At 63.6% G+C, this 12722-nt stretch carries 13 protein-coding genes; 6 read left to right on the forward strand and 7 right to left on the reverse strand.

Features of this window, described 5'->3' with window-relative positions; all coding sequences use genetic code 11:
• Positions 1-71: 71 nt before the first annotated feature.
• Together groL and groES are read right to left on the reverse strand one after the other, a co-directional pair.
• On the reverse strand, positions 72-1658 hold the full coding sequence (gene groL, locus D8M36_RS08035; RefSeq protein WP_126848071.1) for a chaperonin GroEL: 1587 nt from the start codon (positions 1656-1658) through the stop codon (positions 72-74).
• 10 nt (positions 1659-1668) lie between these two features.
• Positions 1669-1965, reverse strand: coding sequence for a co-chaperone GroES (gene groES / locus D8M36_RS08040; RefSeq protein WP_016663894.1), 297 nt, complete (start codon positions 1963-1965; stop codon positions 1669-1671).
• 424 nt (positions 1966-2389) lie between these two features.
• Between groES and D8M36_RS10075 the strand changes: the two genes are divergently transcribed.
• Complete coding sequence (locus tag D8M36_RS10075) at positions 2390-2563, forward strand: hypothetical protein (RefSeq protein ID WP_153246517.1); 174 nt, start codon at positions 2390-2392, stop codon at positions 2561-2563.
• Between the two features lie 101 nt (positions 2564-2664).
• Here the strand turns inward: D8M36_RS10075 and D8M36_RS08045 are convergent, their stop codons facing one another.
• Genes D8M36_RS08045 through D8M36_RS08060 form a run of 4 tightly spaced genes read right to left on the reverse strand, consistent with a single transcriptional unit; the run spans position 2665 to position 5481 of the window.
• Positions 2665-3147 (reverse strand): molybdenum cofactor biosynthesis protein MoaE, encoded by a 483-nt coding sequence (locus tag D8M36_RS08045; RefSeq protein WP_126848073.1) that lies wholly within the window; start codon positions 3145-3147, stop codon positions 2665-2667.
• Complete coding sequence (locus D8M36_RS08050; RefSeq protein ID WP_126848075.1) at positions 3144-3638, reverse strand: MogA/MoaB family molybdenum cofactor biosynthesis protein; 495 nt, start codon at positions 3636-3638, stop codon at positions 3144-3146. The genes D8M36_RS08045 and D8M36_RS08050 overlap by 4 nt, the downstream gene beginning before the upstream one ends.
• Positions 3635-4162: a cyclic pyranopterin monophosphate synthase MoaC gene (moaC, locus tag D8M36_RS08055; protein ID WP_126848077.1), complete on the reverse strand. Its 528-nt coding sequence runs from the start codon at positions 4160-4162 to the stop codon at positions 3635-3637. The genes D8M36_RS08050 and moaC overlap by 4 nt, the downstream gene beginning before the upstream one ends.
• Positions 4159-5481, reverse strand: coding sequence for a molybdopterin molybdotransferase MoeA (locus D8M36_RS08060; protein ID WP_126848079.1), 1323 nt, complete (start codon positions 5479-5481; stop codon positions 4159-4161). Before D8M36_RS08060 ends, moaC begins: the two co-directional genes overlap by 4 nt.
• A 99-nt stretch (positions 5482-5580) precedes the next feature.
• Here D8M36_RS08060 and D8M36_RS08065 point away from each other — a divergent pair, with 99 nt between their 5' ends.
• Together D8M36_RS08065 and D8M36_RS08070 are read left to right on the forward strand one after the other, a co-directional pair.
• Positions 5581-6810, forward strand: coding sequence for a GTP 3',8-cyclase MoaA (locus D8M36_RS08065; protein WP_126848081.1), 1230 nt, complete (start codon positions 5581-5583; stop codon positions 6808-6810).
• Positions 6811-6814: 4 nt separating this feature from the next.
• The gene (locus D8M36_RS08070) at positions 6815-7111 is read left to right on the forward strand and encodes a MoaD/ThiS family protein (RefSeq protein ID WP_238638428.1); all 297 of its coding nucleotides are present in this window, start codon (positions 6815-6817) and stop codon (positions 7109-7111) included.
• Here the strand turns inward: D8M36_RS08070 and D8M36_RS08075 are convergent.
• Positions 7108-8277, reverse strand: coding sequence for a ThiF family adenylyltransferase (locus D8M36_RS08075; protein WP_126848082.1), 1170 nt, complete (start codon positions 8275-8277; stop codon positions 7108-7110). The two genes, D8M36_RS08070 and D8M36_RS08075, sit on opposite strands and share 4 nt — an antisense overlap.
• Before the next feature lie 369 nt (positions 8278-8646).
• Here D8M36_RS08075 and D8M36_RS08080 point away from each other — a divergent pair, with 369 nt between their 5' ends.
• The 3 genes from D8M36_RS08080 to D8M36_RS08090 are packed head-to-tail and all read left to right on the forward strand — an operon-like array spanning position 8647 to position 12716.
• Positions 8647-9642: an ABC transporter permease gene (locus D8M36_RS08080; RefSeq protein WP_126848084.1), complete on the forward strand. Its 996-nt coding sequence runs from the start codon at positions 8647-8649 to the stop codon at positions 9640-9642.
• A gap of 4 nt (positions 9643-9646) precedes the next feature.
• Complete coding sequence (locus D8M36_RS08085; protein WP_126848086.1) at positions 9647-10648, forward strand: ABC transporter permease; 1002 nt, start codon at positions 9647-9649, stop codon at positions 10646-10648.
• A complete protein-coding gene (locus tag D8M36_RS08090; RefSeq protein ID WP_126848088.1) occupies positions 10641-12716 on the forward strand; it encodes a dipeptide ABC transporter ATP-binding protein in 2076 nt (691 codons plus the stop codon). The genes D8M36_RS08085 and D8M36_RS08090 overlap by 8 nt, the downstream gene beginning before the upstream one ends.
• The last annotated feature ends 6 nt before the right edge of the window (positions 12717-12722 follow it).

The following is a 12722-nucleotide window of genomic DNA, read 5'->3' on the forward strand; positions in this document are numbered from 1 at the left end:
CGCCAAGAATACGCCCCGCTCCTCGAGAAAGCTCAAGAAGCGGGGCGAGTGAGATGAGGTCCGACGGCTGCTTACTCCTCGTCGTCCTCACGTTTGTCAACGACGAGGGTCTCGGTCGTGAGAACGAGGCCCGCGATCGAGGCAGCGTGGCGCAGGGCGCTGCGCGTTACCTTCACCGGGTCGATGATGCCAGCCTCGACGAGGTCGACGTATTCGCCGGTCGCAGCGTTGAGGCCGGTGCCCACCGGGGACTCCTTGACCTTCTCCACGACGACGTAGCCTTCTTCGCCGGCGTTTTCGGCGATCCAGCGAAGCGGCTCGGCGACGGCCTTGGCGACAGCGCGAACACCGACGGCCTCGTCGCCCTCGAGCCCGAGATCATCGGCGAGAACGGTCGCAGCCTGGACGATGGCCGAGCCACCGCCAGCAACGATGCCCTCGTCGATCGCGGCGCGCGTTGCGGCAACCGCGTCCTCGATACGCATCTTCTTTTCCTTGAGCTCAACCTCGGTGTGAGCGCCAACCTTGATCACGGACACGCCACCCGAGAGCTTCGCGAGGCGCTCCTGGAGCTTCTCGCGGTCCCACTCGGAATCGGTGTTCTCGATCTCGGCCTTGATCTGCTGAACGCGATCGGAAACGGCTTCCACATCACCGGCGCCACCCACGATGGTCGTGTTGTCCTTCGTGATGACGACGCGCTGAGCGGTGCCGAGCTGGCTGAGCTCGGTCGTCTTGAGGTCGAGGCCCAGATCGGGCGTAATGACCTCGGCGCCCGTGAGGATCGCGATGTCCTGCATCATGGCCTTGCGGCGGTCGCCGAAGGCGGGAGCCTTGACGGCGGCACCCTTGAAGGAACCGCGCAGCTTCGAGACCACGAGCGTCGCGAGGGCCTCGCCCTCGACGTCCTCAGCGATCACGAAGAGGGGCTTACCCGATTCGACAACCTTCTCGAGCACGGGCAGGAACTCCTGCACGTTCGAGATCTTGCCCTGGTTAATGAGCACGTAGGCGTCTTCGAGAACGACTTCCTGGCGGTCAGCGTCGGTCACGAAGTGCGGGGAAATGAAGCCCTTATCGAACTGCATACCCTCGGTGAAGTCGAGCTCGAGCGCCGTGGTCGAGGACTCCTCGACCGTGATGACGCCATCCTTGCCGACCTTGCCGAAAGCCTCCGCGAGGAGTTCGCCGATCTCTGCATCCTGCGAGGAAACGGTCGCGACAGACGCGGTCTGTTCCTTCGAGTCAATGTCGATTGCGATCTCGCCGAGCTTTTCGCTGAGTGCCTCGACGGCCTTCTCCATACCGCGCTTGAGCGCTGCGGGAGCCGCGCCCGAGGCGACGTTGCGCAGGCCCTCGTGCACGAGGGCCTGAGCGAGAACCGTCGCGGTGGTCGTGCCGTCGCCGGCAACGTCGTTGGTCTTGGTCGCCACTTCCTTCGCGAGCTGGGCACCGAGATCCTCGTACGGATCCTCGAGCTCAACCTCGCGGGCGATTGTCACGCCGTCGTTGGTGATGGTGGGGGCGCCCCATTTCTTGTCGAGGACGACATTGCGGCCCTTGGGGCCGAGCGTCACCTTGACGGTGTCCGCGAGCTTGTCAACGCCGCGCTCAAGGGCGCGGCGCGCCTCCTCGTCGTAAATGATTTCTTTAGCCACGATGAGCCTTTCAGCCTTCGATGATTGCGAGAACGTCGCGCTGGCTCAGAACGAGGTACTCCTCGGAGCCGTACTTGAGCTCGGTGCCGCCGTACTTCGAGAAGACGACCTTGTCACCGACCTTGACGTCCATGGGGATACGTGCACCCTTGTCGTCGAAACGGCCTTCGCCCACGGCGACGACCTCGCCCTCCTGGGGCTTTTCCTTAGCGGTATCGGGGATGATCAGGCCTGAAGCAGTCACCTGCTCGGCTTCGAGCGGGCGGACGACGACACGGTCCTCGAGGGGCTTAATGGAGACCGACATGCGACCTCACTCCTTCTTTTATCAATGTGAAGTTGACGGGTGTGCCTCGGTGGGATGCTCGTCGTCGCGGTGCCGAGCAACCCGGCGCACCATTTGGCACTCTCACGCTGAGACTGCCAACGAATTCCACACTAGTGTGCCGGTTAGCACTCGTCAAAGCTGAGTGCCAGCTTGGTGCGCACCCAAACCCCCACAACCCCTATGCAATCCAGAACAAGACGGGGCGTTGGTCCCGAACGTCTGTGTCCCGCGCGTCACATATCCGGCATATCGGAATCGGCGTTCCATATCACACCTACCGCCCTAGCGCGAGCGCGAGTCCACTTCGTAAGATTGAAGCACGTGAGAATGCAGCGGTGGAGCGCCCTCTACCGCCACTTTTCGCGCCTAATTCCAAACAAACGGTAGTGAGGAACACACAAAAATGACCATCATCCGCTCGATCTTCAAGACCTTCGAAAACCTCGCTGATCACATGGTGGGGCAAGACGTCGAACGTCACAACACGGTGGACAAGAACCGACTCGGTGGCGACTTCGCCGCCATTGCCCAGGCCCGCAGCGCCCAAGGCCTCACCACTCTCGGCCTCGGTCGCTAAAAACTTCAGCCTCATCTACCGAACGCCCCGCGCGCCGCTCACCCGAGCGATGCAGCGCAGGGCGTTTTTTCATACCCCGCACCAGGCGTCAGGCACTGCGCTCAGCCAATCGCGGCAACCCACTCGTGGGAACCGTCGGAAAAGTACTGATCCTTCCAGATCGGCACGCGCGCCTTCACCTCATCCACGAGATCCGCACACGCCTCGAAGGCACGGGCTCGGTGCGGGGCCGCAACCGCCGCCACAAGCGCGGAATCCCCCACCTCGAGCCCACCGTGACGATGGCCCGCCGCAACGAGAACGTCCGGGTAGCGCTCAGCGATCGTGCGCACGACCTCCCTCATGACGTCGCCGGCACTCGGATGCGCCTCATAGGCGAGGCGCTCCACCCCACGCCCCTCGTCATGGTCACGCACGAGACCGTCGAAAGTGACGAGGGCGCCACATCGCCTGTCCTCCACAAGCCGAACCATCTCGGCGACCGCAATCGGCTCGCCGCTCACACTCGCGTGGCGCACGCGTTCCTCGACACCACCGAGGTGGGGATCGCGCTCATCCTGCGCGGGCTTCGCACCTTCACTCATTCATGCCCTCCTCCATCGCGCTGGCGAAGCACGTGCTCGAGAATCGGCTCGAGCACAGCCATGCCATCTTTCACGCCGCCGCGTGAGCCCGGAAGATTCACCACGAGCGTGCGACCAGCAAAACCGGCAAGCCCTCTACTGACAACCGCGTACGGCGTCGATTCAGAGCCCTTAAGGCGCAGCGCCTCGGCGATCCCGGGGATCTCCCGCGTGAGATGCGGGCGAGTTTCTTCCGGTGTGACGTCGCTCGGCGTGAGGCCCGTGCCTCCCGTCGTGATCGCGAGATCTACCCCGGCTGATATGGCCTCACCAAGGGCGCGGCCAACGTCGGAACCATCCGGGACCACCGTGACCCCGCACCCGCGAAACCCGCACCGCTCAAGCCAAGCCGAAAGCTCTGGCCCCGTGAGGTCCTCGTATTCGCCGCGGGCCGCGCGCGTCGAGGCAACGATCACGCATGCCGACCATCCACGCTCCTCCACGAGGCTCACGCCGCGCCGCCTTTCTCACCGCTCGCGACCTCGCGGTCCCAATCGCCGCTCTTCCCGCCCGACTTCGCAAGCACCTTGACATCGCCGATGACCGCGAGGTGGTCAACAGCCTTAATCATGTCGTAGACCGTAAGTGCGGCGACGCTCGCAGCCGTGAGTGCCTCCATCTCGACCCCCGTTTTGCCTTCGGTCTTCACACGCGCGTTCACCTCGAGAATCTCGGGCGCGATGCGCGCGAAGTCCACGGTGACCTTGGTGATCGGCAGCGGGTGGCACAGCGGGATGAGCTCGTGCGTGCGCTTTGCCGCCATGATGCCCGCGACGCGTGCAACGCTGAGTGCCTCCCCCTTTGGAAGGTCGCCCGTGAGGATGCGATCGACCACGTCGGTGCGGCTTGTGAGAGTCGCGCTCGCGCTCGCTTCTCGGGTCGTCACGGCTTTGCCGGAAACATCGACCATGTGGCTCGAACCGTCGGCGCGCACGTGCGTAAGATCCGCATTGGCGTCGGTGTTGTTGCGTGTCATCGAAGAATCATCACCTCGTGAATATCTCCGTCGGCCACGTGCGTGACCTCCGCAGGAATGAGCACGAGCGCGTCGCTCAGGGCAAGCGCGCCCAGAAGATGCGAGCTCGCTCCGCCCACGAGCTTCACGGTTGAATCGGTGTTGAGGCGCGCGCGGCGCACCTGCACGAGGCCCTCGGGGGAAGGCTCCGTCTCGCCGGTTTGCGTGCGCACGGGCAGCGACATGCGCGGCCGAGGCGGCGCACCGAGCGCATCACGCACGAACATCTCAAGGCTCACGAACGCCGAAACGGGATTGCCGGGAAGCGCGATCCACGCGACCTCTCCGTGGTCAGCCTCGAGCACGCCGAGGCCCTGCGGGCCCCCCGGCTGCATCGCCACTTTGTCGAAAGCGAGGCGCAGCGGCGAACTGGGCATCTCGGCGGCCTGTCTGATCGGCTCGAGAGCGCCGGCACTCACGCCACCGCTCGACACCACGAGGTGCGCCTTCGCGGCCTCACACGCCGCGCGTACCTCGTCGAGAAGCGCTCGCGGATCATCCGGTACGCGCAGCCTGGCGCACACCTCGATTCCGGCTTCCTCGAGCGCAACACCGATGAGCGGCGAATTCGCATCGAAAATACGCCAATCATCGGCAGCGTCATCGCCTCGATCGCGCAGTTCACTCCCGGTTGAAACGACAACGGCGCGCAGGGGCTCGCGCACCTCCACTTCGGCTACACCCACCGATGCCAGGTGACCGATGAGACGCGGCGTGAGCAGCTGACCTGCGCGCGCCACGACATCGCCGCACTCGGTGTCACTTCCCGCGTGCCGCACGAAACGCCCCTCGGTGCGGTGCTCGGGGGCAAGGCGGAAAATGAGGTCCGACGGCAGCCGGCAAGCGTCGGACCCATCGCGTGTGAGCTGTGAAAAACGCCGAACATCCGTGGCCTCAACCGGGATCACGGCGTTCGCGCCCGCGGGGATCGGGGCGCCCGTCATGATGGGGCGAGCCGTGCCTGGCTCGAGATTTGAGGGCGCTTCGCCCGCCGCGATGAGCGGACCGAGCGGAAGACTGATCGAAGCCCCATCCGGGGCGTTCGCGAGGCTCGCAACGTGCAGCGCGAAGCCATCCATCTGCGAATTCGCCACGGGTGGGACGTTCACGGGCGAGGTCACGTCGCGCGCGAGGACTCGGTCGCGGGCGCTCTCGATTCCGACAGTTGCCACGCCCGGCGCGTGCGGAGAATCCAGCACGGCGCTCATGAGCTCACGAAGGCTCCGCCGATGCTCGGCGAGAGGGATGCGACCAGGCGCGAGGCGCGACTCGTGCTCCACAGTGCTGTTCCTTCCTCGTGTGGCCAGGGCCTCTAGGGTAGCGCGCGAAAGTCCCCTAAGCTGGTGTGACACCTCTTTCGCGAGACCCCAAAGGAGAGCATGTCGATCGACCTCGGGATGCCGAAGCCCCGCGCCATGGACCCCATCGAGGAAACTCCCTCGACCGAGGGGCGACCAGCAACGGGCGCACTCCTCGACACCTACGGCCGCACGGCGACCGATCTGCGAGTTTCGCTGACGGATTTCTGCAACCTGCGCTGCACCTACTGCATGCCCGAGGCCGGGCTCCAGTTCTTGAAAAGGCCGCAACTCATGAGCGTCGATGAAATCGCGAGATTCGTGCGCATCGGCGTGGAGAACCTTGGAATTCGCGAGGTGCGCTTCACGGGCGGCGAGCCGCTCACGCGCGCCGATCTCCCCGACATCATCGAGTCGGTGGCAGGGCTTTCGCCGCGACCGGACATCTCCCTCACGACCAACGCCATTGGTCTCGAGAAGCGAGCCGAAACACTCGTGGCCGCCGGCTTGGACCGCCTCAACATTTCCCTCGATTCGGCGCACTCCGAAACGTTTGAAGCAATGACCCGCCGCCCGTTCCTCCATCGCGTTTTGCAGGGCATCGATGCCGCACGTGACGCAGGGCTGAGCCCCATCAAGATCAACGCGGTTCTCCAGCCCGGTGCCAATGAACACGAAGCCGCAGAGCTCCTCGCGTGGTGCCTCGAGCGGGGACTCGAGCTTCGATTCATCGAATACATGCCTCTCGATGGCGCGGGTCGCTGGAACCGCGAACGCATGGTCACGGCGAGCGATGTGTGGCAGCTTCTCAGCCCCTACTACGTGATGCACCCCGTGCGCGAAGCACGCGGCGGCGCCCCCGCCGAGAAGTTCGACGTGTGGCCTAGGCCCGCCGTTGCGGCCCCCGGTGCTCCGGGCACGATCGCGGGAGAGCTCAAGGCACGCGGCATCGATCCTGCGAACACGGAAGCGGTGCGCGGCGTTCTGCCTCCCGCCCCCGGTGAACCGTTTGCGGAAGCCGGCGAAAGGCCGCACGAGCAGGCGCTGGGCACCGTCGGAATCATTGCCTCCGTGACCCGGCCTTTTTGTGCGGACTGCACCCGCACCCGCCTCACCGCCGAGGGGCGCGTGCGCACGTGCCTGTTCTCGCACAGCGAGACCGACCTGCTCAGCCTCATGCGCCAAGGCGCGAGCGACGAAGCCATCGCTGAGCGGTGGCGCGCCGCCCAATGGGGCAAGCAGGCAGGCCACGGCATGGATCGCAGCGATTTCGTGCAGCCCGAGCGGCCCATGAGCGCCATCGGAGGATAGAAACATGAGTGAAAGGAGCGGCGAGATGACGAGCGCCGACGTTCGCTTTTTTGCCGGCGCGGCCCATGCTTTTGGCACGAGCCAGCACACGGTCGAATTCGAGGGGACAACTCTCGGGGACTTGCTCGAGGCCTTGCGTGCGGGAGCCGTCGAGTCGGCAGGGCCCGACTCCGCTACGGTGCTCAGGCGATGCAGTTTCCTCGTGAACACGGTGAGCGAGAACGACCCGTCGGCAGAGCTTTCCCCTGGGGAAGACGGCACGCTGCGCGTCGACGTGCTGCCACCCTTCGCGGGAGGCTAAGGGCGAAGCGTCACCGAAGCCACGTAGCCGCCCGCCATGTTCGCAACCTCAATCCCGAGGGTCGCGAGCTCGGCCTGGGCCGCTGCCGATCGAGCACCACCCGCGCAGTGCAGGATCGCACCGCGAAGATCACCTACCTCGCTCAAAGGCCCGACGCCTGCCCGCTCCCCTCGCGCAAACTCCATGAGCTGGGTCTTTGGGATGTTGACGGCGTGAGGCAGCATGCCCTCTGCTGCCTCCGACTCTTCGCGGATGTCAATGAGGAGTCGGCCGGTCGCGGCCTCCCGCAGTGCCTCCGCTGGCGAAAGAACCTCCGCCCGCACCGGCGCGGCCCCGGAGGCTTCTACTGCGGGGAAGCCGCACGTCTCAACGAGGTCCTCGATTTCGGTGACGGGCGCACGGTCCTTTCGGCGTGCGACGTCGATGCGCGTCCAGTCGCCGGTCAGGGCACTATAGAGCTGGATTCGCCCATAGAGCGGGGACCCGAGTCCCGTAAGCACCTTGAGGGCTTCCATCGCCATCGTCGAGCCAATCACGCCCACGAGTGGCCCGAGCACCCCGGCCTCACTGCAACTTGGAACCTCGCCAGGCTCCGGCGGTCGCGGATGCACGTCGCGATAGGTGACGCCGCGACCTTCGTCGCCGAAGAACGCTGCGACCTGACCGTCGAACGCGAGGATAGATCCCCAGATCAGAGGCACATTCAGGATCTCGCATGCATCGGACACAAGGTAACGAGTCGGGAAATTATCGGTGCCGTCGAGCACGAGGTCATGGCCCGCGAGAATCTCAAGCGCATTGGTCGGAGTGAGCACTTCTCGGATTTCGCGCACGTGAACCGCGTGGTTGAGTGCGTGCACGGCTTTGGCAGCGGAGGAAACTTTTGGAGTTCCGACGGCCGCTTCGGAATGAATAACCTGACGCTGCAAGTTGGAACTATCCACGAAATCTGCATCGATGACGGTCAATGAGCCCACTCCGGCCGCGGCGAGATACTGGAGGATTGGCGCCCCGAGACCACCGGCTCCCACGACTGCGACCTTCGCTGAACTTAGTCTTTGTTGACTCTCGGGCGTGAAGCCCGGCAGGAGAAGGTGCCGCGAGTAGCGCCGATAGTCCGCACCGCTCAGTGCGGAGCCCGAACCTTCGGGTGCATAATTAACCATGACTTCCAGTCTCAGAGTTTGACTTCACATGAGGCGAATCGGAATAATCCACAAGAATGGCGTGGTGAACCACCTCACATGGGGTACAGTTCAACCGTTCCATGAATAGTTCATGACCTTTCCGTGACGCCACTGTTCACATTACGAGAATAGGCGCCCCAGTTCGCGAATTGAACTACTCTGAAGCATCCCCGCGCCCCAGGGCGCATCCGGTCCCACCGCCCACGGGCGGCGATACGAAATAAGGAAAACGCACGTGTCCCTTATGTCCACCAACCTCAGCGACCCTCGCGCCGCAGCACCCCCGCGCCGCCAGTGGAGCGCTAAGGATGTCGACGAGCGTAAGACCGCTCTGATCGGAGCACTCTCGTGACAAAGTATCTTCTTCGCCGCTTCGCGAACTACGCGATCCTCACCGTCGTGGCTACCGTGTTCGCCTACATCGCGGCCGGCAGCTTCTTCTATCCGCGTCGCCGCTGGCTCGGGCAAAACCCCCCGATCCCCGAGGCCTCGATTGACGCTGCCCTCAACGAACTCAACATGAACGACAAGGTGCCGATCCTCCAGCGCACCTGGACCTGGCTTTCGAACATCGTTGTCAAGCCGTGGAGCGAGAAGCTCGGCAAGGACATCTCGGGCCAGTGGGTCATCGACCAAATGGCGATGCGCGCGGGTGTTTCGCTGCGCCTCCTGATCGCCGGTGCGCTTCTTGGTGCGATCATCGGTGTCGCCCTCGGCGTGTGGGGCGCTGTTCGGCAGTACAAGCTTTCGGATCAGGTCGTCTCATACGCCTCGTACATTCTGATCTCGACCCCCACCTTCGTGGGCGGCCTCTTGATGATGGTCGTCGCGACCAAACTCAACCAGGCGCTCGGCACGCAGCTCATCCGCTTCAGCGGCTCCTATTCGCCGACTTTCCGAGCCCAGGGCGGCATGACAGCCTTCCTCGACAGCGTCAATCACTTGATTCTGCCGACCATCGTCCTCGCGGCCTTCGGCGCGGCGAGCTACTCGCGCTACCAACGCTCGATCATGCTCGACGTTCTCGGAAGCGACTTCATTCGCACGGCCCGTGCGAAGGGTGCAACGCGTAACCGCGCTCTTGTGAAGCACGGCGTGCGCGTGGCGCTCATTCCCATGTCCACCTACTTCGCGTACTCCTTCGGCACTCTCGTCGCAGGCGCCGCGTTCCTCGAGATGATCTTCTCGTGGGCCGGCATGGGTCAGTACGGCATCAACGCGGTTCAGCAATCCGATGTGAACGCCCTCGCGGGCAACGTGTGCTTCACGTCGATCGTGATTCTGTTCTCCTCGATGCTTTCCGAAGTTCTTTACGCGGCGCTTGATCCGCGAGTGAGGGTGTGACGTCATGAGCGCAAGCAATCCAGTTCCCCCCGTGAGCGACGCGACCGAAGCTCCGGAAGCCGTTCCCATGACGGAAGCGGAAGAGGCAGCGGGCACCGCTGCGGGCCCGGAAAAGGGCAAGAAGAATAAGGGCGAAAAGAAGCGCCAGAAGCCGCTTTCCAGGTGGGCTCTCGTGTGGCGCCGCCTCAAACGCAAACCGAACTTCTGGATCGGCGCAGTCGTCCTTGGCGTGATCGTCCTGTTTGCGATCTTCGGCAACATTCCGAACGTGTACGAACTCGGCGAAACCGATTCGTACAGCTACAATTCGCCGCCGAGCGGCCAGCACTGGTTCGGTACCGACGCGATCGGCGTTGACCTTTACGCGTCGATGGTTGAGGCACTGCGAAAGTCGCTTCTCATCGGCCTTCTGGCCGCGCCCGCGGCAACGCTTATTGCAGCGTTCGTGGGCTCGCTCGCCGGCTACATCGGTGGCAAGCTCGAGACCTTCGTGAACTGGATCATTAACCTCCTGCTCGTGCTGCCCGTGTTCTACGTGCTCATGATCATTTCGCCGCTCCTTTCCAACGTGAGCTGGATCGTCATCGTCGTGGCGATCGCAGGTTTCGGCTGGATGGTCATGGCGCAGATTGTCAAGAACCAGACCAAGTCCCTCAAAGACCGCGAATACGTGAAGGCCGCGCGCTACATGGGCGTGGGAACCACCACGATCCTCGCGCGCCACATCATCCCGAACGTGGCGTCGCTGCTCATCATCGACGCGGCGCTCGGCGTGAGCGGTGCGATCCTGGCCGAAACCTCGTTGAGCTTCTTCGGTCTCGGTATTCAACCGCCCGACGTCTCGCTGGGAACTCTCATCGCGAACGGCCAGAACGCGGTTCTTACCCGCTGGTGGCTCTTCGTGATTCCCGCAGCCTTCCTTGTCGCCCTGCTCACCGCCGTGAACCTTCTTGGCGACGCTCTTCGCGACGCAATCGATCCCACGAGCGAGGTCAACCGTGCCTGAACCACTTCTTTCCGTCAAAGACCTCACGGTCACCTTCCCGAACGCCGCCGGCGATGTTCGCGCCGTGCGTGGCGTGAACTATGACGTCAACGAGGGCGAGTTCCTCGGCATCGTTGGTGAATCCGGCTCGGGCAAGTCCGTGAGTTCGATGGCCGTCATGGGCCTTTTGCCCTCCTCGGCGAAAATTACGGGCGAAATCACCTATCGCGGTGAGTCGCTCCTGCGTAAGTCCGATCGCCAGCTCTCCGACCTTCGCGGTCGCGAGATTTCGATGATCTTCCAGGACCCGTTGAGTGCCCTCACGCCCGTGTACACGATCGGGCAGCAAATCGAGGAAGCACTCACGCTTCACCACTCGAATATGAGTTCGCAGGCACTGCGTGCGCGCTCGATCGAGCTTCTGAAGATCGTGGGTATCCCCGCCGCCGAGCGACGCGTCAAGGCGTTCCCCCATGAGTTCTCGGGCGGTATGCGCCAGCGCGCCATGATCGCGATCGCGATGGCGAACGACCCGAAGCTCATCATCGCCGACGAGCCGACGACCGCTCTCGACGTGACCATCCAGGCGCAGATTCTCGAGGTTCTTCAAAAGGCCAAGGAAGTCACGGGTGCTGCCGTCGTGCTCATTACGCACGACCTTGGCGTTGTTGCGGGCAATGTTGATCGCGTCGCGGTCATGTACGCCGGCAAGCTCGTGGAAAAAGGCGGCGTCGACGAGATCTTCGCCGAGCCCCACATGCCCTACACGATGGGCTTGCTCCGCTCGGTTCCGAACATGCTCACGGCTGGCAAGGATCGTCTTGTGCCCCTCGAAGGCCGCCCGCCGAGCCTCGCCAACCTCAAGCCCGGTTGCCCGTTCGCGGACCGCTGCCCCGCAGCCATCGATATCTGCCGCACGGAGGAGCCGGAGCTCACGACCCATGTTGGCGATGCGAGCCGTGAGGTCGCGTGCCACCGCGCAAAGGAGATCGCGGCGGGAACCCTGAAGCCGTCGGATATTTTCCCCCGCCCCCCGCACGTGGAGCGCGCGATCAAGGATCACTCGGCCGAAAAGCCGATCGTGAAGGCCACCGAGATTCAGCGCCACTTCCCGCTCTATAAGGGTGCCGTATTCCGCCGCCAGGTGGGCGTCGTGAAGGCCGTGGATAACGTGTCCTTCGAGATCAAGCCGGGCCAGACCCTCGGCCTCGTGGGCGAATCCGGTTCGGGTAAGTCCACGACAAGCCTCGAGATTCTCGAGCTTGTTGCGCCGCAGCACGGCACTCTCGAGGTGAGTGGCGTGGATGTGTCGACCCTCAAGAACAAGAAGGAACGCCTCGCCCTGCGAAAAGACGTGCAGATCGTTTTCCAGGATCCGATGGCGGCCGTCGATCCACGCATGCCTGTGGGCGACATCATCGCCGAGCCTCTCACCGTTCACAAGGTGCCGAAGGATGAACGCTACAAGCGCGTGTATGAACTCCTCGAACGCGTGGGCCTCGACCCGGAAATGGCCGATCGTTACCCCCACGAATTTTCCGGTGGCCAGCGCCAGCGCATTGGTATTGCGCGCGCGCTCATCACCGAACCTAAGCTTCTCGTGCTCGATGAGCCCGTCTCGGCGCTGGACGTGTCCGTCCAGGCCGGCGTGATCAACCTGCTCGAGGATCTCCGCGATGAACTCGGTTTGAGCTATCTGTTTGTGGCTCACGACCTCGCGATTGTGCGCGAGATCGCCGACCAGATCGCGGTGATGTATTTGGGTCGCATCGTTGAATACGGCCCTGTCCAGGATGTCTTTGAGAACCCGAAGCATCCCTACACGCGTGCTCTCATGTCCGCGGTTCCCGTTCCGGATCCGAAGCTTGAGCGCGCCCGTACGCGAGTTCTTCTTGAAGGGGACCAACCAAGCCCCACTGAAGAGATCATCGGCTGCAATTTTGCTTCGCGCTGCCCCCTGATCGGGATGCTGAGCGAAGAGCAGCAGAACCTGTGCCGAACTGCGGACCCCGAGGGCACGCAGCTCGGAACCTCCCGCGTGGAATGCCATCATGCCGAGGAGACCTGGCGTCTAGTGGACGATCAGTAAAAACCC

It is taken from the genome of Dermabacter sp. HSID17554 (genome assembly GCF_003989295.1).
GTDB classification, from domain to species: domain Bacteria; phylum Actinomycetota; class Actinomycetes; order Actinomycetales; family Dermabacteraceae; genus Dermabacter; species Dermabacter vaginalis.